This window comes from Shewanella sp. KCT (assembly GCF_007636505.1).
Classification (GTDB): domain Bacteria; phylum Pseudomonadota; class Gammaproteobacteria; order Enterobacterales; family Shewanellaceae; genus Shewanella; species Shewanella halotolerans.
In genome coordinates this window covers 38,702-61,947 of record NZ_LVDJ01000010.1, presented here as the reverse complement: position 1 = coordinate 61,947, position 23,246 = coordinate 38,702, and the positions used below count along the sequence as shown (strand labels likewise).

Sequence of the window (23,246 nt, the reverse complement as noted above, 5' to 3'; positions counted from 1 at the left end):
CATCGATTACGACTTGCCCGCTTTGCTCTTATCGTTTTGCAACTTGGCAATCGCCTCGCCAAATTCGGAAACATCTTCGAAGGCGCGGTACACCGAGGCGAAGCGGATATAGGCCACCTTGTCGAGGTTGACCAGGTGATCCATCATCAGGTTACCTATCATCTTAGAAGTCACTTCACGCTCGCCCGTGGCTCTTAGGGTCGATTTGATCTTGCTGAGCGCCTGCTCTATTTGGTCCATCGACACAGGGCGCTTCTCTACCGCCCTCAGCATACCGCCACGCAGCTTGTCTTCGTCGAAGGGTTGGCGGCTACCATCTTGTTTAACCACACGCGGCATCACCAGTTCGGCGCCTTCGAAGGTGGTAAATCTCTCGTGGCAAAGCAGACACTCGCGGCGACGACGCACCTGATGACCATCGGCCACCAGACGAGAATCGATCACCTTAGTGTCTGTTGCGCTGCAAAACGGACAATGCATTGAGCCTCCAGCAAATGCTAATCGGTATCTTGGGGAGCTTTCCCTTGAAATAGATACAAAAATGGCCGCTACCAATGTTAAATCAGTAGCGGCCATCGGAGTTTACCCGATTTACCCCTTAAGGTTAACCGTAAACAGGGAACTTAGCGCACAATTCAAGCACCTGGTTCTTCACGCGTTCGATAGTGGCTTCGTTGTTGATGTCATCTAACACATCACAGATCCAGTTGGTCAGCTCAACCGCTTCGGCTTCTTTGAAGCCACGACGTGTGATGGCTGGAGAACCGATACGCAGACCCGAGGTCACGAAAGGTGAACGTGGGTCGTTAGGTACTGAGTTCTTATTTACCGTGATGTTGGCACGGCCCAGCGCCGCATCGGCATCTTTACCTGTGATATCTTTAGCGATCAGATCCAGCAGGAACAGGTGGTTTTCGGTGCCGCCAGAAACCACATCGAAACCGCGCTCGATGAAGGTGTTAGCCATCGCCTTAGCGTTAACCACTACCTGCTGTTGATATTCTTTGAACTCAGGAGATAGTGCTTCCTTGAAGGCTACCGCCTTACCGGCGATAACGTGCATCAATGGGCCCCCCTGACCACCTGGGAATACCGCAGAGTTCAGCTTCTTGTACAGGTCTTCATCGTTCGCCGCAGACAGGATAATACCGCCGCGAGGACCGGCTAGGGTCTTATGAGTAGTAGAAGTCACCACGTGTGCGTGTGGCACTGGGTTAGGATAGACACCGGCAGCGATAAGGCCTGCAACGTGCGCCATATCGACAAACAGGTAAGCGCCAATCTTGTCGGCGATTTCACGCATGCGCGCCCAGTCGACGATACCAGAATAGGCAGAGAAACCACCGATCATCATCTTAGGCTTGTGCTCTACAGCCAGACGCTCCATCTCGTCGTAGTCGATCTTGCCAGACTCGTCGATACCGTAAGGCACTATGTTGTATAGCTTGCCAGAGAAGTTTACTGGAGAGCCGTGCGTCAGGTGACCGCCGTGAGCCAGGTTCATACCCAGTACGGTATCGCCTGGTTGCAGTAGCGCCATGTAGACTGCGCTGTTAGCCTGTGAGCCGGAGTGAGGCTGAACGTTAGCATAGGTCGCACCAAAGAGTTCCTTGGCGCGTTCGATGGCCAGGTTCTCAACGATGTCGACATGTTCACAACCACCGTAGTAACGCTTGCCAGGATAGCCTTCGGCGTACTTGTTAGTCAGCTGAGAACCTTGAGCCTCCATCACGCGAGGAGAGGTGTAGTTCTCCGATGCGATTAGCTCGATGTGCTCTTCTTGACGACGAGTCTCTTCCTGGATCGCTTGAAACAGTTGCGGATCAAAGTCAGCGATGTTCATCTCTTTTTTCAGCATTGGTCACTCCAGCTGTGAAAGTCTTATAAGGTAGGGTTGCGCGGTATTCTACAGTGCATTCGATCACAATCCCAGCATTTGCGACATGAAATTAGTTGCGATTCAGGCTGAGAAATGTTCATCAAAATCCGCCTTAGGACAAAAGTGGGGCTAAGGTGGCCTGATTTGCCAAGACTCCTTTTTTGCAAGGGACAAAATGGCTGGTTTACAGTCTTTTGAACGAAAACACTGTTTTAATTACCCAACAAAAATGACGGCTCTGGGCCGTCATTTTGCATTAGTAATGGTAATCAGCAATCGTAATCAGTAATGGTAATCAGCAACCGTGATCAGTCATGGTACTCAGTAGTAGTATTCGAGTTGCAGCCAGCTGCGCTGCTCACTGTCATCGAGGCGGCTGTAGATCCCCGGATTGTCTATACCATGGATCTCACCGCTGCGGTCGATCCGCTCGTGGTGCAGGCTCAGGGTCAGATCCTTGCTGATGCCATAGCTGAGATAGATCTCATATCTGTCTCTGGCATCATCGAAGTCCAGATCGCTGTTGTTAGGGTTCCACTGGGGCGCACGCTCGTTCTCTTTGTCGTTGATAGAGCTCCAGCGCTGGGACTTAAGCTTCATACCTAATAGGAGGTTGCGATAACTGGCCTCCAGCGACAGATTAAAGGTATGGCCCCAGGCATAGCCATATTCCCCCTCCCACAGCACCGCCTTAGTGCCCCAGAAGTAACGTCCCTGGGAGAGATAATCTTTGGTGGCGAAAGGTTTCACCATGGCAAAGTCACCAAAGAGATCGCCGCGCAGGTCGATACAGATATCTTGATTGGACCAGTTGGCCCCCATCGACAACCCCAGCAGGTTGACCACGGCGTAGAAGTCTTCATCCAGCTCCAGCCCCAAGCTGGTGTATTCCATGCCGGTCGACGGACCAACATAGAAGCTATGGGACCAGTCGCTGGCGAGCCCGTTACCTTTATGCTTACGACCATAGCTTGCCAGCAGCAGTTGGGTGGCCATCTGCCACTCCTCCACGCCTTCCTGGGAGACCGCGGTCTCCATCATCATCTCCACCCGGCTGGGGGTGCCGCTGAGGGTGTCATATTTCCCCTCGCGACTGTCGATGGCCGCACGCATCCCCAGCATCGCCATGGTACTGCTAACATCCGCCTTGTCTTTGCTGGCGTAGCGCACGCCGGTATAGACGGAGAAGCTGTCTTGAGTCTGGCTGCGATCGAACCTGTTGGGGCTCGGGTAACCAAACCAGCCCCGCAGCGTGCGCGACGGGTTAAACAGGTAACTCAGGCCGGTTGGCAACCAGCCCTCTTTGGCGGCCAACATCTCAGAAAACTGAAACAGGCTCTCCCCCAGCACGGCGCCGCCCCAGGTGGTGACTATCTGATCATTGATGCTCACGACCTCCTTATACTCGGCAAACACCTCCCAGATAGTGGAGGCGGCAAAGGTGCCCAGGGTCGACTCGTAGTAGTTGAAACCGTGGTTTCGAAATGCCTGATAATAGAGGGCGCCGGCGTAGGCGTGGCCCCAGTTCATACCGATATCGTTATCGTCATACTTCCAGGAAGCCCCCGTAGTCAGCCTGTCGTAGAAAAACTCCGCCGCATTGCCGTCGATCTCATAATCGAAATCATCTTCCATGGCCTGTGAGCCTGTCTTGTAGAGCAGCTCGCCAAGCACCAGCACGGTAGAGAGCTCCAGTGTCGCGCCCCACCAATCCTTCTCGCTGGGTGAAAGTGGCAAGTCTATGGTCTCTACCGGCGCAATCTGCGCAGGCTTATCCGCTGGCGGCTGCACTTGAGACGCAGAGGCTAAGGCATACGCCAATTGGCCTTGAGCTGGCGCTTTTTGAACAGGCTTGGCCTGTGCTGGCTCGGCATGTGCGACAAGTGGCAATAACAAGCTGGCACCACCTAACAGGTAGGCGGCAATAACTGGTGATGTGGCTTTCAAGATCAATCCCTTATCTTTATCGTTATTCTTATTCTTGTGTTCTTTCTTCAACGCTTGAGGTCAAAGCTTCTGTTCGATGCTTTTTTATCAGAAACTCTGTTCATCCGCTCAATTCATGGCGCCTAGCGTTTAGCTATGCCCCCTTGAGCGGCTCAGGATGTTAACAATTTTTACAAGATGTCACAAAACAAAAACTTCTCATCGCAGAACTTGGCGGCGAGGCCAGCGAAAAGGGACCGAAAATCCGATTTAAGTTCTAAGGCGATTACAGTAGAATTGCCCCCATTGTTTCGTCAGTGAGTAAACTTTTTTATGGCTCAGTTTGTATACAGCATGCTACGCGTGGGCAAGATAGTCCCGCCGAAGAAGCAGATCCTCAAAGATATTTCCCTAAGCTTTTTCCCCGGCGCCAAGATTGGCGTATTAGGTCTTAACGGTTCGGGTAAGTCCACCCTGCTGCGCATCATGGCCGGTATCGATACCGAGATCGAGGGTGAAGCGCGTCCGATGCAGGATCTTAAGATAGGTTACCTGCCCCAGGAGCCTAAGCTAGATCCCCAGCAGACAGTGCGCGAAGCGATCGAAGAAGCGGTAAGTGAGGCCAAGAACGCCCTGACCCGTCTCGATGAGGTTTACGCCCTGTACGCCGAGCCAGATGCCGACTTCGACGCCCTGGCCAAGGAGCAGGGTGAGCTGGAAGCCATCATCCAGGCCCAGGATGCCCACAACCTGGACAACATTCTCGAGCGCGCCGCCAACGCCCTGCGTCTGCCGGACTGGGACGAGAAGATTGAGGTACTGTCAGGGGGTGAGCGTCGCCGTGTGGCCATCTGTCGCCTGCTGCTGGAAAAGCCAGATATGTTGCTGCTGGACGAACCGACCAACCACTTGGACGCCGAGTCTGTCGCCTGGTTAGAGCGCTTCCTGCAGGAATACACGGGTACCGTTGTGGCCATTACCCACGATAGATACTTCCTCGACAACGCCGCCGGCTGGATCTTAGAACTCGACCGTGGCGAGGGTATTCCTTGGGAAGGCAACTACTCTTCCTGGCTAGAGCAGAAAGAGGCCCGTCTGAAGCAGGAATCAGCTGCCGAGAGCGCTCGCCAGAAGACCATCGCCAAGGAACTCGAGTGGGTTCGCCAGGGTGCTAAGGGCCGTCAGTCTAAGGGCAAGGCCCGTATGGCGCGCTTCGAAGAGCTGAACACCAACGATTACCAGAAACGTAACGAGACCAACGAGCTGTTTATTCCGCCAGGACCACGCCTGGGTGACAAGGTGATCGAGGTGAACAACCTGACCAAGTCTTATGGCGACCGCGTGCTGATCGACAACCTGAGCTTCAGCGTACCCAAGGGTGCCATCGTGGGCATTATCGGTGCGAACGGTGCCGGTAAATCGACCCTGTTTAAGATGATCAGCGGCGCCGAGCAGCCAGACAGCGGCAGCATCGAAGTCGGTGATACGGTTCAGATCGCCTCGGTGGAGCAGTTCCGCGATGCCATGAACGACAAGGCGACCGTATGGGAGGAGATCTCCGGCGGTCAAGATATCATGCGTATCAACAACACAGAGATCCCGAGCCGCGCCTATGTGGGCCGCTTCAACTTCCGCGGCGGCGATCAGCAGAAGATCATCGGCACCCTGTCCGGTGGTGAGCGTAACCGTGTGCACCTGGCCAAGCTGCTCCAGGCGGGCGGCAACGTGCTGCTTCTCGATGAGCCCACCAACGATCTCGACGTCGAAACCCTGCGCGCCCTGGAAGAAGCCCTGCTGGAATTCCCAGGCTGTGCCATGGTGATCTCGCACGACCGTTGGTTCCTCGACAGAATCGCCACCCATATCCTGGACTACCGCGACGAGGGTCAGGTGAACTTCTACGAGGGTAACTACACTGAATATTCGACCTGGCTGAAAGAGACTCTGGGTACGGATGTGATTGAGCCGCACCGTCTCAAGTACAAGCGCATGAGCTAACGCGCGCATCTCGCACTCTCTAGTAATTTCAGTAGCACAAAGCACATACAAACGGAGGCAGCAGCCTCCGTTTTTTTATCTTCTCTTCCCAACGCCTGCTCCCCTCTTTAAAAGGGGCTAACACGGAAACAAAAGCGTGCTAGGATTGAACGCCTATCCGCCAACAACATCAGAATAATAAAAGGATTTGTCTTGAATAGATCACTCTGGCTAATGCCCCTAGACTCAGCGATTAAGGCGGCCAGCTTATGCCTGGCCGGTTTACTGCCCCTACAGGTTTTAGCCGTTCAGGCGCAAACTCAGCAAGAGACTAAGGCAGTGACTCAAGCCAGTACCAATTCAGGCATTAGTGACGGCCCCTATCTATTTCTCCAGCCACAGGCCGAGATAGCCGATTGGATCTGCGAAGGCGAGCATAAACAGACCCGAGTAAATCAAGGTAAGCTGAGTCGCCCCGAACATTGCGCTCAGCTCCCTGAGCCCAGCCTAAATCCGCAGGCTAAAGAGGTGCTGGCAGACAGCTATCAAGGGGTGGATAAGATAGTGGCGCTCAGCGACGTTCATGGTCAATATGAGGTGCTGCTGCAGCTGCTGCGCCGCCATAAGATCATCGACCAGAATGACAACTGGGCCTTCGGCGAGGGCCATATGGTGATGACGGGCGATATGTTCGACCGCGGCCCTCAGGTCAACGAGGTACTCTGGTTCATGTATAAGCTCGACAAACAGGCCAAGGCCGCTGGCGGCCAGCTGCACCTGTTGATGGGCAACCACGAACAGATGGTGATGCGCGGCGATCTACGCTACGTCAACGACAAGTACCAGACCGCCAGCAAGCTGCTTGATCGCAGCTATGATGAGCTGTACGGACAGGACAGCGAACTCGGCCAATGGCTCAGAAGCAAGCACACTATCGTTAAGATCAACGACACCCTCTTCCTTCACGGCGGCATCAGTCAGGAGTGGGTCGACCGCGGCCTGACACTGGCCAGGGCCAACAGCCTCTACCGGGAAAATATCGACAAGAGTAAGGCTAAGCTAAAGCAAGATGAGCTGCTCAACTTTCTCTTCTTCGGCAACGGCCCCACCTGGTATCGCGGCTACTTCAAGCCCGACTTCGATACCCAGGAGCTGGCCAACATCCTGGACTACTTCAAGGTCAAGCGCATCGTTGTGGGCCATACCTCACAGACTCGGGTACTAGGCCTGTTCGACAACCGGGTTATCGCCATCGACAGCAGCATTAAAAAAGGCCTGTCTGGTGAACTGCTCCTCATAGAGAAAGACCAGCTGATCCGTGGCCAATATGACGGCAGCCAAACACCGCTATGATATCCGCCGCCTGGCTAAGCGACTAATCGACTAGCTAGGCGACTTCTTAACTTAGCCATGCAGGGACTTGGCTAGGCTCTTGCCTTTCAGCAAGCTCTACACAACCTCTGAAAACAGCGTCTAAAAAGAGCCTAAAAACAGAGGCTTAAATCGAGAGCCTCACGCCTTGGCACCCTTCCTTTTCCACCTGTTCTACTGTCACCTCTTTCGCCTTTCACCAGACGCATTCACCAACTGTTTTTAGCCAACTGTTTCTAGCCAAAGTGTGACCCATTTCCATATGCCACAAGTTGAGAATGAAATTAATTCTCATTAGTGTTAAGCTGCGATTTTTATTCTTCTGCCCTGCCGCTCACACAGCGTGGAGCATGGCAATGGCGCCATAACGAAAGGTAATAATCTAATGCGTCGTCTCCTATGGAAATGGCATGGCTGGCTCGGACTCTTCGCCGCCCTGCCGCTATTTATCATCGCCCTGACCGGCAGTGTGCTGGTGTTTAAGAGCGAGCTCGAACACCTATTGATGCCGGAAAAGGTGCTCGCCGCCAACGAGACCCGCCTGAGTTTCACCCAGCTACTGAGGTCGGCAGACGAGGCGTTGCCGCAACATGAAATTCTTGGCTGGCAGTTTGCGTCTAACGCCGGCGAGGCAGACAAGCTCTATGTCGCCAAGCAAGGTACCTACGACTGGCAACTCCTGTTTGTCGACCCTAGCCAAGGCAGCTTACTGAGCCAACCGGTCGGCCTGAGTCACTACCTGCTGGACTGGCTGCTGGAGCTGCACTACACCCTGCTTGCGGATCATCTGGGATTGGCAGTTACCGCGATAGTATCTATCTTGCTGATCTTACTCTCCTTATCTGGGTTTATATTACACCGTCAGTTTTGGCGAACCTTCTTCACCCTTAGATGGGGCAAGAGTCTGCGACTGTTTCTCAGCGATAGCCACAAGATGCTGGGGATCATAGGTGCGCCACTGTTCCTGATCCTGGGCTTCACCGGTGCCTGGTGGAACATAGAGCACATCATCGAGGAGTGGCACGAACCCGACCCCAAGACCCTAATCATCACCCAGAGTTATTACAACAAGCAGCTGGATGTGGATGCACTTCTAACACAGGCGACTCAGGTGATCCCAGGCTTTCAGACCCACTATGTGCGCTTCCCCGACAAGAGCTATGCCGGCATCCACCTTTTTGGCGCCGCCCAAGATCGCGCCGCGCTTCGCAGCGACTATGGCTCTATCGTCAGTTTCGATGATAAATCCGGTCAGCTCAGTGCCAGTGTCGATGCCACCAAGGCCGGCACGCTTTATCAATTTGTCGATAGTTTCCGTCCGCTGCATTACGGCAACTTCGGCGGACTGGTCAGCAAAATCCTCTGGTGTGTAGTGGGCTTCTTACCTAGCCTGATGGCCCTTTCCGGTTACCTGATGTGGCGGGCGCGGCGTAAACCGCAAACACAGCACCGCGCAAAACAAACGATCGAGAGTCCTAGCAAACGAGACGCTAAAGAAGGCTTAGCCAAGGCCTGATATTTGAAAAGTCGCACTTGATAGATGTAAAAAGCCGGGTAATAACCCGGCTTTTTTTATGACGCCTCGATAGCGCTCTCAATGACACTCTTGACGGCACTCTCGATGACACTCTTAGTGGCAACTAACCTTCCATGGGCCAATTGTGCTCTAGCATGCGGCCCTGACTGGTACTAAACGCGTCTTCTCTCTTGGCACACTCATAGACACGCTTCACCGTCATGGGCTTACCGTCCGTGTGCGGCAACGCGGGCAGCTGACTACCGACGAGCTGCTTTTTGTATTGTGACGCCTTGCTGGGCTGCCAGGAGAAACGCACCAGCACCTGCCCCTTATTGGTGTCGATGAAACACTTGTAGTCTTCTCTAGGCTCGGCCTTGAGCGGCCCGGCCATTGCAAAACCAGCAACTAACGCCAGCAAAGTTAATTTATTCACGCTAATTCTCTCAATCATTCTCTTTATCATCTCATGCCTCGGCATCTCTTGCTCGAACAGCATCACCTACTCGAACTGCATCCCTTACTCACCAACTGCATCAACTACTCGCTATAGTAGTAGAGCTTTTTGGCTCGCAGACGACCACCTATGCAGCGGTTATCCCCGGCTGGACAATCGTCATCGGGTGCAACCTTCTCCATCTTCTCGGCGGCGTTACCTATGCCAATAAGATACATGTAGGCATCACCATCCTTTCCTTGTCCCCCCTTGTTGTCGGCAGGTATCACCAGCTGTGGCGTGTCTAATACCAAGTTACCCGCTTCGAGCTTAGTTGAGGTGTAGGTACTAGTACCATATTGAAGATTAAAGCTTCTTACATAGCCCTTACCTGAGCTCAAACACTGATTAGTATTCTTGGAATTTCCAGGAACGAAAGTGGTAAACAACACCTTACCCTTGATAATGGTCGCCGGTGACAGGTTCTTCTCACCTTTATCGGGAAATTTGAAATACCAACCCAGTTTCTTACCAATAGCCAGCTTATCGGGCGTGATCTTCGATCCCGACTCAGTATTTTCATAGAGATCGCCGATAGTCAAAGCCGCTGGCGCCTTAGGCCTGCCTGTACCGCCAAAGGTCTGAGACACCACGTTTCTGTCTTGCAGGACGAAGAGGATATCCTCTCGGGAAGTATCCGACGGCGCCGCCCTGTGACCACTGCCCACCACCACGGCATCGTAAGGCACATTCTGACTCGTGGTCACCTTTGTGGTCTTGCCATTGACCGTATGATCAACCACAGAGACGTTATTAATCAAGGTCTGCGCCACAGCAGGGGCCGAGTAGAAGCGACGATTCTGTGGCAGCGACTTGCCACCCAGATCGGCAAACTTAAAGGCAGACCAGCTGGCCTTATCCGCTTTTGGCAGATCCATGCGCCAGACGCTACCGCCGGTATCGACCGCATAGATACGGTCGGTATTGCCATCTCCGTCGGCATCGAGTACCGCCACACCGCTGGGGATGCTGTCCTGTACCCCTGGCAATGCAGTACCGCCACCGGCGCCAAACTGATGGATAAGTTTGCCGGTATCGGCATCGACGATAAACACGCCGCGTCCCTTATTGTCATTGGTTCCTACACTCTTGCTATCCTTGCCTGCTGGCGAGTAACCGGCACCGAAGATGAGCACGGGCTTATCCGTGCCGCTGGCGCTACGAATCGTGGTCACTACCGGCGTCGACCAGGATTGTCCCAGCTCACTCAGGCCCGGAGAGCTCGCATCGATACGCCACTTGAAGCTTGGTGAATCAGGATTGCTGATATCCAGGGCATAGTAACTACCACCACCACGGCGCATGCCAAAATAGAGCCAGGCTTTTTCTATGCCTGAGGCGCCATTTTTCACATAGGCCACTGGTGACCCATCGACACCATAGACGGAATGCACGCCCGTCGGCACATTGTTTCTCAGGGTCTGAATATTTGGCAGCAGTTCATAAGGCATGAAGGCCCAGCTCTCGCTAACCTCATTGGCAGTGGTGTCATCCTTGAACATATGCATGAAACCATGGTTGGTGCCAACCAGGATACGTATATCCGGGCTGGACTTACTGCCGAAGTTCAATGCCAGAGGCTTAGAGTGCAGGGCATCGCCCATGATGTCACTGCGCCAATTCTTGGTGGGATTGGCAATGCTAGACTGATTCTTCTCGTTGTCCACATCCAGTCCCTTGGTCCAGTCGAAGAGTTCCTTGAGCTGACTCTTATCCACCCCCATGAAATTGGCGAGGTCATCCTTACCACCAGCCTTACTGGCCGCCGCCGATAGACTGAGCTTGTCCATGCCGCCCCCCAGATTACTGTAGAGGGTTCGGCTATCTGCGCTCTGCATGGCCGACAAAACACCGCCCTTGCGAACATCGTTGCCATCGCCGCAAAGCTTCTTAGGCGTCCAATAGGAGCAAGCGCTATCTTTAATATTACCGTCTTTACCGATCGCCAGATTACCCTCGGCGTCGAGCACCTCGCCTTCAGAGTCGACTCTAAACTTCTTAATATTCCCCGTCCAGCGCGGACCTCTGTCCGGCAGGAACATGGAGTAATAGGCATAGTTAAAGGTCTGGGTACGATTAAAGTTGTTGCTGGCCACAGAAGGCGAGGTAAAGCTGGCGCTGTTGGCCAACACCTCATTCACCGCCTGTTGAATCGAGCCCTGCAGCTTAGTCGCGTCGGTGGCATCGAAATAGCTTCCGCCCCCCTTGCTCGCCACCTTCTTCAGCAGATCTTCGGCCTTTTTCGCCCCCTCACTGAAGCCAATGGTGTGGGTGATCACATGTTGATCACCATCCACTTTATCATTCACATCTTTGCGATACATCCAACTCGACAGCGCGCTCATGTAACTGGTGCTGTGCTTGTCGACACCTCTGGTCAACTGCTTTACATATCCGTCAGCGGCACTGTCTAGGGTCGGTTCACCATCTGTAATATAGACAATATAAGCATTATTCTGACACTTCTTGAAAGGACTTTGATAGGTATTCGTGTTCTCTTTGAGCGCATCGGAGTCAAAGCTAGGGTTGTCATTGACGTCATACCACCATTGGTAGTTTTTATCTTGATTGCCAAAGAGCATAGGCTTTCCAGCGAAGTAGAGATATGCCTCGTAGAGGGTTTCACACAGGGGGGTATTCCAGCCATACGCGATTTTCTTAACACCGTCTAACAGAGTCTTTTTTTCTGCGCTCGATAGGGTCTTAATCGCCTTGATGATACGGCCACCGTTACGGCCATTCAATAATGTATCGTCCGGGCCATTCATGTTAAAAATCGCCAGGCCGAAATCCACTCCTGGCGTGGTTAAGATAACGTTTTTTATTGCATTTTTGGCCAAATCCATTCGAGTCATATTTTTCGTTGCCTTCTTACTGTGATACCAACGAAGGTAATCCGCGGTATACACAGTCAGCACCCGCCCGGTACCAAAGCCTGTGAGCTGCGACAACTCTTTGGCTCTCTCCTTGACACTCTCATCAGAACCCTCGCTGGCTGGGGTATACATGATTGGCGTGGTGGGAGAGCCTTGGCTGTCGATCGGCAGCCCCTTAGTTAGCCCACTGGCGTTGAGATACTTGCCATCTTGAATGTCTTCATAGCAATCCACCGCCTTGGCATTCAGACCGTTGTTGTCGCCAAACTCACGCCAGGCACCATTGGCGCCGCTGTAGGTATACTTACGGAAGAAACCAGTAAAGATGCCATAGTCGTTCAGCAACTCCCAAGAGCTCTCGCAGCCGTTAATGGACGCGGAAAATTTACGCCGCTCGTTAGGATCATCTGGATTGGGCAACTTATTCTTACCCTGATCACCTTTTACGTAATAGAGCATCCCTTGCTGGCCATTATTAACACTGGAACTACCACCAGCCCCCGGCTTATAAGGCACATCCACATCATAGACTGTGGTGCCCATACTGCCTGAGTTATCGAAGATGATCAGGATCTGAGGCCTGGCCCCAGTACGGGCGCTCGCCTCATAGACATATAACTCGGTATCGTCGGCCCACGAAGAAGCCGAGAGAAGACTCATGATGGCAGTCAATAGAGCAACAAAGCTTTTCACAAGCTCTCCCTTTCGCTGCATTATGATATTTGCCAGAGCAGACTGACCAGCGCGCAAAATATCCATTTCACTAAACCTATTACTTCAAATTTTTTTAATTTTTTAAATGACCCCCTACCCCACTCCCACGGCTCAACTCTCAATCCTAGATGACAAAGGCTATCAACCAAAGACAGACTTTCAGACAAGAGAACACTAGCCGGAAGCATGAATTTGGCAATACAAGATGAGACAAAAGTGCGATAGAAAGCGGATTTAACACGCCATTGATACAAAATGCAACATTTTTAACCAAATTGAATCATGCAAACAGGAGGAACATCGAATTTTGAATGAATAGCGGACTTAGCCAGCAGGAGTGCTATTTTATTGACACTGGCATGACCAGTTTAATAAACAAACAATTCCAAACTAAAGCAAAAACTCCAACATAAATTAAACAACTGAGAAAAAAGGATTTATTAGAAAGCAGGTGGCGTTAATTAAACAACTAGCCAGATGAAAACAAGATAGAGTCAGCCGTCGTATTAATGACACTCGCTCCATCTCAGTTATTATGGTGAATATTTAATCAACAAAACCTGTGAAATATTCACTTTTTCTTTAAGATGTAAATTTTTCAACTTAATGGCTATTTAGGCCAAACATAGAAACATGAAATTAATCTAATGAATTGTTTGAGGTAATCATCTCTTATGACAATCACATTTTATGACAATCATCTTTAAGACAACAAATTTAGAAACGATTATCAATGTGAAATAATAAGTAAAAGATAATCCAACGCCTCAATTTTATCGGCAATTCGTCAGCTCCATCTTTAAATCTGCTCTTCCTAACTAATGCCTTTGAATAACACTCTCTGTATTTAAGGAAACAAGTTAGCAAGCCAAGAGTTGGCAACTTACAGGGTCAACCGGCTCAACATCGACCTCGACAGCATTGGCACTGAGACAAGTTCTCTGTGAAAGGCATTTTACCTTTACCCCCTAAGGATCAGATGAAACACAGCGAAGGTCTTGTCTCTGTCTTTTCTCTGTCTTGCCCCTATCTCACACAGAGGCAAGACAGGAGCGTCACTCTTGCATCGAGTCGTCTAATCTAACAATCAGCCACTCAGGCGCCGCTTGACTGCTGTTTGGCGATGGCGGTCTCAAGCTGGGCGGCGACGAAACCCGGTGAGCGGGTGCGACCCGAGATCAGCCGATACATGGCAGGGATCACCAACAGGGTCACCAGGGTGGCGAACGCCATGCCGAAGAACACCACTGTGCCCACGGCGATCCGGCTCTCAGAACCGGCGCCGCTCGATAGAATCAAGGGCACGGCACCGACCAAGGTGGTGAAGGCCGTCATCAGGATGGGGCGCAGGCGACGCGCCGAGGCGTCCAGTATCGCCTGATCCAGCGAGGCGCCCCTGTCCCTGAGCTGATTGGCAAACTCGACGATTAAGATGCCATTCTTAGTCACCATGCCGATCAGCATGATCATCCCGATCTGGCTATAGATGTTGAGCCCGAGCCCCATCAGATAGAGACCGATGAATCCACCGAAAATCCCCATGGGAACCGTCAGCATTACCACCAGCGGGTTGATGAAGCTCTCGAACTGGGCCGCCAACACCAGGTAAGCCACCAGCAGCGCTAAACCGAAGACCAGCATGACGCTGCTCTGATTTTCCTTAAACTCTTTCGACTCCCCCGTGTAGCTGATGCTGATATCGCCGGGTAAGATCTCGATAGCCTTGGCATCGAGGAAGTCCAGCGCCTCACCTAAGGTATAGCCCTCACCGAGGTTGGCCTTGAGGGTTATCGACTTCTGCTTATTGGTATGGCTTAGCTTATGGGCCGAGGCGACCTCTTCGATATGGGTGATGGCATCTAAGGTGATCAGCTCACCGTTGGCGGCGCGCATATAGATCTGACTCAGGTCCGCCATGCTGTTAAAGCTCTCCTCCTTGCCCCGCAGATATACGTCATACTCTTCGCCGCGCTCGATAAAGCTGGTCTCGCTGCGTCCACCTAGCATCACCTCCAGAGTCTGGGACACCTGAGCAACACTTATTCCCAGCTCCGCGGCGCGCTGCCTGTCCACGCTCACCACCAGCTCTGGGGTGGTCTCGGCATAGTCAAGATCGGCCCCCGTGACGATTGACGAGGCATCGGCGATCGCCTTAAGCTCGCTCGCCCACTTGAACAGCTCATCATAGTCACTGCCGCCCAGCACAAATTGCACCGGCTCGCTGGACTTGCCCCTAAAGCCGGGCAACATGGGCCGCACCATCACATCTGGGATCCCCTTAAGCGCCTTAGCCACCACAGCCAGCGCCTGCTGCGCATTGATATCGCGGGCCTGCCAATCCTCTAGCTGCATGATCACAAAGCCGGTTTGATCACCTGCCCGTCCCCCGAACGCCGGCGCCTGTACGCTAAAGGATTTGATCACTCCCTGACTGAGCAGCGGCATCAGGCGCTGCTCGACGATATCCATATTGGCCGTCATCCGGTTGTAGCTGGTGCCCTCCGCCCCCTTGACGAAGGCGAAGATCACGCCTCTGTCTTCCTGGGGCGCCAGCTGCGCAGGCACCTGGTTCATCAGCAGACCGCTACCTATGACACAGGCGACAATCACCACAGGCGCCGCCAGGCGGTAACGCACCGCCCAGGCCACGGCGCGGCGATACCAGGCTTCGAGTCGGGCGAAACCGCTGTCCATCAGACGATTAAGGGCATTGGGCCTGTGTTTGCGCTTGAGGAGCTTACTACCAAGCACTGGGGTCAGGGTTAGGGCGATAACCGAAGAGAAGATCACCGCCATGGCCAGCATCACGGCAAACTCGGTAAAGAGACGCCCCACCATGCCATCCATAAAGGAGATAGGCAGAAACACCATCACCAACACGGCGGTGGTGGCCACCACGGCAAACCCCACCTCTCTGGCCCCCTTATAGGCCGCCAGAATCGCAGGTTCACCCCGCTCGATATGGTGAAAGATGTTCTCAACCACCACGATGGCATCATCCACCACCAAGCCGATAGCCAGGATGAGCGCCATCAGGGTCAGTAGATTGATAGAGTAACCCAGGTAGTTTGCGGCGATGAAGGCCGAGATCAGCGACACTGGTACGGTCACCGCGGGGATCAGCGTTGCCCTCGCCTGACCGATAAACAGATAGAGCACCAAGACCACCAAGGCCCCGGTGATATAGAGGGTGTTGTACACCTCGCCGATAGACTGGTCGATAAAGACGGTCGAGTCATAATCCACAGACAGCTGAGTGCCCTCAGGCAGGAATTTCTGTAGCTTATCCACCTCCTCGCGCACCCGCTGCGCCACCTGCAAAGGATTGGCGTCCGACTGCGCCACAATTCCTAAGCTGAGGTTAGGCACACCGTCACTCTTGAAGGTGGAGTTTTCATTCTCGGCGCCGATAAACACCCGCGCCACGTCCTTAAGATAGATGGGGCTGCCGTCGCTGGCGGTTCGCACCACCAAGTAATCGAAGTCTTCAGGGTGCAGGTATAGTCTGGCGGTGCGTACCGTCATCACAGTCGTGTCGTTGCGCACCTCACCGCCTGGGCTCTCCACGTTCTCGCTGCGCAGCGCATCGGTAATATCTGTGGTGGTCACCCCGCGCCCGGCCATCAACTTAGGATCCAGCTGCACATACATCACCTTATAGAGACCGCCGGAGATATTGACCGAGCTCACCCCGGTGATCAGGCTAAACCTGTCCTCAAGCACTCGCTGGGCATAATCGGTCAGCTGAGTCCTGTCCATAGTGCTGGAGCTGAGGTTGATGTAAACGGAAGGCTCGCCCGACCCATTGTCCTTGGAGACGATAGGCTCATCGGCCTCGTCCGGCAGACGACGCTGGGCGCGGGCCACGGCGTCGCGCACATCGCTCACCCCTTCGGTTAGGTTCCAGTCCAGATCGAAGCTGATTGTGATGCGTGACATGCCGTTGCGGGTCACAGAGGTGATCTCGTCGATGCCGCTGATCCCCGTAAGCTCATCCTCGAGCACTGTGGTGATCTGACTCTCCATGATGCTGGCCGAGGCGCCGCTGTAACTGGTCATCACAGTCACCACGGGGCTCTCCACATCCGGCATCTCTCGCACCGCCAGCTTGGAGAAACTCACCAGACCAAATACACACAGCAGCAAGCTTAAGACGACCGCCACCACGGGGCGTTTTACCGACACATCCGACAGCAACATTAGCTCTGCCCCCGCGCGGTGTCAGTCTCGCCCGTCTGAATCTGGGCCTGAGTCAAACGCCTGCCTCCCGGCCCCTCGGCGAGCTGGCCGGTTTCAACATCTTCCACCTTGATGCCATCACGCATGTTGACCAGTCCCTTGACCACGATTCTGTCGCCCAAGGATAAGCCATCATCGATCAGCACCTGATCGTCGATACGCGCCCCCAGAGTCACCTGAGTGCGGCGCGCGATATTATCGGTGTCGATCACATAGATGAAACGTTTGGTGCCTGAGTACTCCAGCGCCTGAACCGGCACTACCGCCTGGGTCACAGGAGCAAAATTAAGCCGCGCCGAGATCAACATGCCGGGCCTGAGCTGAAGGCTGGGGTTATCAAAATTCACCCTCACCTTAAGATTAAGGGTCTCGGGATTGATCCGCGGCGCCATGGCCACCACCTGACCATGAAACTCGGCGCCGGGCCAGGCGCTGCTGCTGGCCACCACAGGCATGCCTAAGTAGATCTGCGACAGATAACGTTCGGGGATCTGCAGATCCAGACGCATGCTGGAGAGATCGTCCAGGCTGACCAGCTCGCTGCCCACGCTCACCAGCTTGCCCAGACTAAAGTCCACCAGCCCGATCACACCGTCGAAGGGCGCCTTGAGGGTGTGATAATCTAAGTCAGCCTGGGCGGCCTGGAGCCTGGCCTCGGCAATATCGACGCTGGCCAGCTGAGCATCTATCTCTGTCTGGGTAATGGCGTGCTGTTCTATGAGCCGCTTGTACTCGCCTAACTTGCGCCGCTCATCGTTCAGATAAGCCTTGGCCTCTGCAAGATTCGCCTTGGCCTTGGCATCTTCAAGATGTACCAATACCTGCCCCTGAGACACCGCCTGATTGTCGCTTAAGTTGATCGCCTGCACCTTACCCGATACCTCGGCAGCTATCTGTACCGAGCGATTGGCGGCAAGCTTGCCCACCAATGAGAGATGCTGAGCCACTTCATGGGACTCGACCCGGGCACTGGCAATCGGCACGGCTCTGGCCTCAGCTTTGGCATGAGAGGGTTTGCCATTTATAGCTTGGGCCGAAGAATTAGGGGACTGACTCTTAGCCTGATTGGCATTAACGGCAAAGGTGAGCAAGGCGGCTAGCGCCAGCATGCCAAGGGGAATGTACAGGTATTTTTTATCCATTGGGGTGGTATCTTATCCATGGGCTTTTCGACAGCCCCTATTGTAAAATGGCGCCGCCCTTAGGTGGGTAAAGCAATGTAAAGCTGCGCAAAGCGTCACATTCATTGAAGCGTAAGAGTGCAAACAGATGTGTCGGCTAGCCTTTACCTATCGCCAAAACTCATTCAGACGCCCAGACTTCACTTTTGTTGAACCCTGCGCATCCCCTCTTCCAGAGCCATAACTTGGAACGGCCAAACGAGCCGCCCACTTGAGTTTTTCTGCAATAACATTAAAGTAAAGCCACCATAACAATATCAAAACACCCTACAGAAGGTGGCGCTGTTGCATCAATCCTGTTTCGATAGACCCATTATCATCATCTCGGCGCCGCGATCCGGCAGCACCCTGCTTTTTGAACTCTTAAGCCATAGCGAATCACTCTGGACCATTGGTGGCGAGAGCCACGCAGTAATAGAAAAGCATAGGCAGCTCAATATCACCGCTAAGGGATTTGCCTCCAACGCGCTGGATATCAGCGACTGGGATGCGGACATTGACCAGCAGCTCAAGGCAGATTTTGAGGCCGCACTAAGAGATCATCAGGGTAAGGCCTACCAGAAGAGCTTAGGACCGATCCGCTTTCTGGAGAAAACCCCAAAGAACAGCCTGCGTATCGACTTTCTCGCTAAGCTCTTTCCCGACGCCCGATTCATCTATCTGGTCCGGGATCCCAAGGAAAATGTTGCCAGCATAATGCAGGCCTGGCGCAGCGGCCGTTTTCGCACCTACCCTGGCCTGCCCGGCTGGGGCGGCGACTGGTCACTCCTGCTGCCTCCGGGTTGGCAGGCGCTCAGAGGAAAGCCACTAGAACAGGTCGCCTGCTTCCAGTGGTGTCAGGCCAACGAGCACATCATGGCCTCGCTGGACAAGCTGCCCCAAGAGCGCTGGCACTTAGTCAGCTATCATGATCTGGTTGCCGATCCTAAGGGCACCACCCAGAAGATAGTCGAGTTCTGCCAGCTTCCTTTAGACGCCTCATTGGCCGAGCGCTGCGAAGGCAAGCTGCTTCACTCACGCTACACAGTCTCGGCTCCTAAGGCCGATAAATGGCTGGCCAACTATGCGGCCATCGCCACCATCTGGCCACAAACACAGGCTTGCCTGCATAAGGTAAATCAGCGACTGGCATCACGAGACATCTTGCCTTTTGCGACAAATCTGCCCTCGCCACCAGAGGACCAACAAACGCCAGCGTCAACTCCCCCTTATAAGGTAGAGACCAAACCCGAGCAAGCGAATGCCCTGTCAACCGAGGGTTCGCGCACTCGCTACCCAAATACCGCCCGCAATGCCCCTTGCCCCTGTGGCTCTGGGCTGAGATACAAGGCCTGTCACGGCAAACTGCAATAGGGATAAAAGAGAGATTATGAAGTTAGCAAAAGAGTTCTACCGTCTGCCCCTAAGCTTTGATGTCGAGCGCCTGCAACAGGAGCTGTCGGTCTTCACCGAGGAAGACTGGCGCGCCCATCATGAAAGCTTTAAAGGCAATTCGGCCATCGCCCTCATCTCGGTCGGCGGCAGCTTTAACAACGAGTTTAAGGGCCCCATGAGTCCCACTCCGGCGCTGCTGCAGAGCCCCTATCTTCAGCAGGTTATCGCCTCCTTCGGTGAGGTAATTGGCCGCTCTCGTCTGATGCGCCTGGCCCCCGGCTGCGAGGTGCCGCTGCACAGCGACATCAACTACCATTGGCACAACCGGGTACGCATCCATATTCCCATCGTCACAGACGACGCCGTGCAATTTCACTGTGACGATAAGCAGGTACACATGGGTGAAGGCGAATGCTGGATCTTCGACTCCTGGAAATATCATAAGGTAGTGAACGACAGCGACAAGATGCGGGTGCATCTGGTTATCGACACCATGGGCTCGAGTCGTTTTTGGCAGATGGTCAACGAGGCATCGCTAGCCTATGGCAACCTAGAAGACCCAGACTTTAAGCCTAAACACCTGAGTTACACTCCAGAGAAATCTACAGAGATCATCACAGAGAAAGTGAACTTCCCCTTGGTGATGCCCCCCAGCGAGGTACGTCTGCTAACCCAGGAGCTCTGTGCTCAGATCCAAAGCGCAACGGGAAATAGCTCAGTGGCAAGCCAAGCCTTTATCAAGTTACTCAATGACTTCGCGCTAGATTGGCAGGCACTCTGGTCACAGTTTGGCGATGATAAGGCCGGCTGGGACGTCTTCCATCGACTGCGGCAACAAACTTTGGCGCAGGCGGCGCCGCTAGAGCAGCAGGTGATGGTGGACAGTCAGACATCGGCAATGAAGATACTGGTGCATCTGATCATGGGGCCGGCCATGAGCCCAGAGTTGGCTCAGGTAAATACAGCCGCACCTCAACCTGTGCCGACACCCAGCGCCCCCATATCTTCACAAACAAGACCCGCACCATCGTCGCAAGCCGCTAGCACTATGAAGAAACCGCAACCCGAGCCTGGACTGACTCGCAACAGCCCCTGCCCCTGCGGCTCTGGCAAGAAATATAAGCAGTGCCACGGTCAGCTTAACTAACCCCTAGCCGTTCGTAATGGCCGTTAGCGATGGCCGTTAGCGATGGCCGTTCGCATTAGCCAATCGGCTTCAGCCATACAACAAAGGGCGACACACTTGTGTCGCCCTTTTTTACTGTGTCAGCGCTTACTTAAGACACCTAATTCAAGACATCTAATTCAAGACATCTAATTCAAGACATCTAATCCAAGACATCTAATCCAAGATAGCTTAGGTTATCGCCCCATCAACTCAAGAAGGTCTTTTGAGCCCTATCGGCAATCTCGGTCAGGGTACGATAGGCATTGGGAATGAATGCCGCGTAGGCCTCACTCTGACCTATCGCCTTAACATTCATCGGCCTTCTTACCTGACTGGCACTAGGGGTCAGCACGCTGCGCTTTGACTCATAGAACTTAAGACAGGCAGGCTCGAGTGCCAAACCGACATAGTCCACCATGGCCGGGATCTGCTGATCCGGCGCCTTTACCAACTGCTCGAAACAGAGGTGATACAGGCTATCGCCATAGGTCTGCTGCCAATGGGCCATCAACTCCAGATATAGCTGCCAATAGTGGCATATATCATCCAGATGGTAGGAGTAGTCATGACCATGGCTAAAGTGCTGCTTATAGACCCCCATGGCGTTGTCTCTGGCATCGCGGATCACATTGATGATCTTGGCCTCAGGAAACAGTGTCTTGATGAGACCAATATGGATGAAATTGTTGGGGTTCTTGTCTATCACTAAGCTTGGCACCAGGCTTGGCGACACTTCTCCTTGGGACTGGAGATATTGATTCACCTGCTCGATATACTGCTGACGCATCTGGGCTATCTGCTCATCTGACAGCCGGGGCAACATGGCGCCATAGCCTCCCTTCATCTCCAGACTCAATGCCAGACGCTCCATGAAGGGCAGCTCATCAGTCGCGGCAACTTGAGAGTGGCTGGCAAGGATCTGCTCGCACAGGGTGGTGCCCGAGCGCGGCATGCCGACAATAAAGATAGGTGTCCAAGGCCCGCTAGTCTCTGCACCGCGCGGCTTCACCTCAACCGACTTGAGGCTATCGACCAAGCGGGTAAAGGCCTCTCTCTTAAAGGGGCGTAGTGGACGCATCAGCTGGTTGGCCATTCGCACTGCATCGAAGGCCTGCTCACCCTGCTTGCGCTGCTCATAGACACGATTCAGGGCGAAATGAAACAGCGACTGACTCGCCTGAGAGAACTCCTCGGCAGCAATATTGGCCTTAAGGGCGGCTTCATCTTGCTCGGTGAACCGATAGTTTTTCAGATCCGCCAGACTCCAGTAGGCGGTCGCCTGCTGACTGGGCGCCAAACGAATATAATCATGGTAGAAGGCTGCGGCCTTATCTGTGTCCCCCTTGGCCTTGTAGACATGCCCAAGGTTGAGGCTTGCCTGCGCCGCCTGCTCATCACCCGCTAACCCAGCAAGTAGCGCCGACTCGGCCGTCGCCATATCGCCGGTGCGGCTGGCGTTTATCCCCAGGCGAAGCTGCAGGCTTAGATCTTGCGGCGTTTCTTTAACCAGCTCCCTGAGTAAGTTGACGGCATCGAAGAAGGCCTCGCGGCACTCATGCAGGGTCACCAGATTTAAGCGCAGTTCTTGATCTTGAAATCCAGCCGCTTGGGCCTTTAGGTAGCAGCTCAAGGCTTCTTGATGCTCACTACTTCGAAAAGCGAGGTGGCCCAATAGCGCCTGCGCCTCACCATTACTGGGTTCTCTGCGAATCACCTTACGGGCATAGATGCCGGCAGAGGAGAATTTTCCACTCTGATAAAAGCCTCTGGCTTCCTCTAAATAGCGCGCTTCTCGACTCAAGTCATACTCCTGTTGTTATCGTTATTATTTAAGTGACTGCGACTGTGATCTTGGTTTGCAGGCCTATTCTAAACATCGCCCCCAGACAAAAGCAACGAAGTGTTAACAAAGCCTATTTATTCCCCTGCCCCTTCCCCTCATCAAGCCACTAAGTTAAGGTCAAGCCATGACTCAACAAGCTAAGCTGTCAAATTGAAACGGATCGCCCTCTTTGTCGATGTACAAAACATCTATTACACCTGCCGCCAGGCCTATGGTCGTCAGTTTAACTACCACGCGCTGTGGCAGAGACTTAATGAGCAGGGGGAGATAGTTACGGCGTTAGCCTATGCCATCGACCGGGGCGATGATGGTCAGATAAAGTTTCAGGACGCGCTAAAACATATCGGCTTCGAGGTCAAGTTGAAGCCCTTTATCCAGCGCAGTGACGGCAGCGCCAAGGGCGACTGGGACGTGGGGATCACCATAGATATCATGGAACACGCCCCTGAGGTGGATACTGTCATCTTGCTCTCGGGCGATGGCGACTTCGCGTTGCTGCTCGAACATATCGGCCGCAAGTATCCCCTAGAGACAGAGGTTTATGGCGTGCCTGAGCTCAGTGCCAAGGCGCTGATGGACGCAGTCACCCAGTTTCATCCCATAGAAGGTGAACTGCTACGCTAGTCGAGCATCTCGGGAGCTAGCTGCTCAAGCTAGCCCCTGACGTTAACCCATCACGATAGCCC

The 23,246-nt window shown here is 53.5% G+C and carries 14 protein-coding genes; 6 read left to right on the top strand and 8 right to left on the bottom strand.

Going from position 1 to position 23,246, the window contains the following annotated elements; translation table 11 throughout:
- Positions 1-6: 6 nt before the first annotated feature.
- The 3 genes from nrdR to AYI87_RS14500 all read right to left on the bottom strand — a co-directional run bounded on the left by nrdR (position 7) and on the right by AYI87_RS14500 (position 3,826).
- Positions 7-480: a transcriptional regulator NrdR gene (gene nrdR / locus AYI87_RS14510; RefSeq protein WP_144203301.1), complete on the bottom strand. Its 474-nt coding sequence runs from the start codon at positions 478-480 to the stop codon at positions 7-9.
- Between the two features lie 124 nt (positions 481-604).
- A complete protein-coding gene (gene glyA / locus AYI87_RS14505; RefSeq protein WP_011864987.1) occupies positions 605-1,858 on the bottom strand; it encodes a serine hydroxymethyltransferase in 1,254 nt (417 codons plus the stop codon).
- A gap of 342 nt (positions 1,859-2,200) precedes the next feature.
- Positions 2,201-3,826: a DUF3943 domain-containing protein gene (locus AYI87_RS14500; protein WP_144203299.1), complete on the bottom strand. Its 1,626-nt coding sequence runs from the start codon at positions 3,824-3,826 to the stop codon at positions 2,201-2,203.
- 312 nt (positions 3,827-4,138) lie between these two features.
- Between AYI87_RS14500 and ettA the strand changes: the two genes are divergently transcribed.
- From ettA to AYI87_RS14485, 3 genes are all read left to right on the top strand, one after another.
- Positions 4,139-5,803, top strand: coding sequence for an energy-dependent translational throttle protein EttA (ettA, locus tag AYI87_RS14495; protein WP_011864985.1), 1,665 nt, complete (start codon positions 4,139-4,141; stop codon positions 5,801-5,803).
- A gap of 213 nt (positions 5,804-6,016) precedes the next feature.
- Positions 6,017-7,135: a metallophosphoesterase gene (locus tag AYI87_RS14490; protein ID WP_144203495.1), complete on the top strand. Its 1,119-nt coding sequence runs from the start codon at positions 6,017-6,019 to the stop codon at positions 7,133-7,135.
- A gap of 403 nt (positions 7,136-7,538) precedes the next feature.
- Positions 7,539-8,669, top strand: coding sequence for a PepSY-associated TM helix domain-containing protein (locus tag AYI87_RS14485; protein WP_144203296.1), 1,131 nt, complete (start codon positions 7,539-7,541; stop codon positions 8,667-8,669).
- A 124-nt stretch (positions 8,670-8,793) separates the two neighbouring features.
- On the opposite strand, the gene AYI87_RS14480 is transcribed toward AYI87_RS14485, so the two are convergent.
- From AYI87_RS14480 to AYI87_RS14465, 4 genes are all read right to left on the bottom strand, one after another.
- Entirely contained in the window at positions 8,794-9,105 is a 312-nt protein-coding gene (locus tag AYI87_RS14480) for a TapY2 family type IVa secretion system protein (protein ID WP_144203295.1), read from the bottom strand.
- 104 nt (positions 9,106-9,209) lie between these two features.
- Complete coding sequence (locus AYI87_RS14475; RefSeq protein WP_260865153.1) at positions 9,210-12,755, bottom strand: pilus assembly protein; 3,546 nt, start codon at positions 12,753-12,755, stop codon at positions 9,210-9,212.
- A 1,095-nt stretch (positions 12,756-13,850) separates the two neighbouring features.
- Entirely contained in the window at positions 13,851-16,955 is a 3,105-nt protein-coding gene (locus tag AYI87_RS14470; protein ID WP_144203290.1) for a multidrug efflux RND transporter permease subunit, read from the bottom strand.
- Positions 16,955-18,136: an efflux RND transporter periplasmic adaptor subunit gene (locus AYI87_RS14465; protein WP_144203288.1), complete on the bottom strand. Its 1,182-nt coding sequence runs from the start codon at positions 18,134-18,136 to the stop codon at positions 16,955-16,957. The genes AYI87_RS14470 and AYI87_RS14465 overlap by 1 nt, the downstream gene beginning before the upstream one ends.
- A gap of 324 nt (positions 18,137-18,460) precedes the next feature.
- Here AYI87_RS14465 and AYI87_RS14460 point away from each other — a divergent pair, with 324 nt between their 5' ends.
- Both AYI87_RS14460 and AYI87_RS14455 read left to right on the top strand, forming a co-directional pair.
- Entirely contained in the window at positions 18,461-19,528 is a 1,068-nt protein-coding gene (locus AYI87_RS14460) for a sulfotransferase family protein (protein ID WP_144203286.1), read from the top strand.
- Between the two features lie 16 nt (positions 19,529-19,544).
- The gene (locus AYI87_RS14455) at positions 19,545-20,696 is read left to right on the top strand and encodes an aspartyl/asparaginyl beta-hydroxylase domain-containing protein (RefSeq protein WP_144203284.1); all 1,152 of its coding nucleotides are present in this window, start codon (positions 19,545-19,547) and stop codon (positions 20,694-20,696) included.
- Positions 20,697-20,922: 226 nt separating this feature from the next.
- Here the strand turns inward: AYI87_RS14455 and AYI87_RS14450 are convergent, their stop codons facing one another.
- Positions 20,923-22,518: a tetratricopeptide repeat-containing sulfotransferase family protein gene (locus tag AYI87_RS14450; RefSeq protein WP_144203282.1), complete on the bottom strand. Its 1,596-nt coding sequence runs from the start codon at positions 22,516-22,518 to the stop codon at positions 20,923-20,925.
- Between the two features lie 192 nt (positions 22,519-22,710).
- Here AYI87_RS14450 and AYI87_RS14445 point away from each other — a divergent pair, with 192 nt between their 5' ends.
- Entirely contained in the window at positions 22,711-23,184 is a 474-nt protein-coding gene (locus AYI87_RS14445; protein WP_144203280.1) for an NYN domain-containing protein, read from the top strand.
- The last annotated feature ends 62 nt before the right edge of the window (positions 23,185-23,246 follow it).

Coding starts and splice junctions, on each gene's coding strand:
- nrdR (WP_144203301.1), bottom strand. CDS start 480: ATGCATTGTCCGTTTTGCAGCGCAACAGACACTAAGGTGATCGATTCT.
- glyA (WP_011864987.1), bottom strand. CDS start 1,858: ATGCTGAAAAAAGAGATGAACATCGCTGACTTTGATCCGCAACTGTTT.
- ettA (WP_011864985.1), top strand. CDS start 4,139: ATGGCTCAGTTTGTATACAGCATGCTACGCGTGGGCAAGATAGTCCCG.
- AYI87_RS14490 (WP_144203495.1), top strand. CDS start 6,017: ATGCCCCTAGACTCAGCGATTAAGGCGGCCAGCTTATGCCTGGCCGGT.
- AYI87_RS14485 (WP_144203296.1), top strand. CDS start 7,539: ATGCGTCGTCTCCTATGGAAATGGCATGGCTGGCTCGGACTCTTCGCC.
- AYI87_RS14475 (WP_260865153.1), bottom strand. CDS start 12,755: ATGCAGCGAAAGGGAGAGCTTGTGAAAAGCTTTGTTGCTCTATTGACT.
- AYI87_RS14470 (WP_144203290.1), bottom strand. CDS start 16,955: ATGTTGCTGTCGGATGTGTCGGTAAAACGCCCCGTGGTGGCGGTCGTC.
- AYI87_RS14465 (WP_144203288.1), bottom strand. CDS start 18,136: ATGGATAAAAAATACCTGTACATTCCCCTTGGCATGCTGGCGCTAGCC.
- AYI87_RS14455 (WP_144203284.1), top strand. CDS start 19,545: ATGAAGTTAGCAAAAGAGTTCTACCGTCTGCCCCTAAGCTTTGATGTC.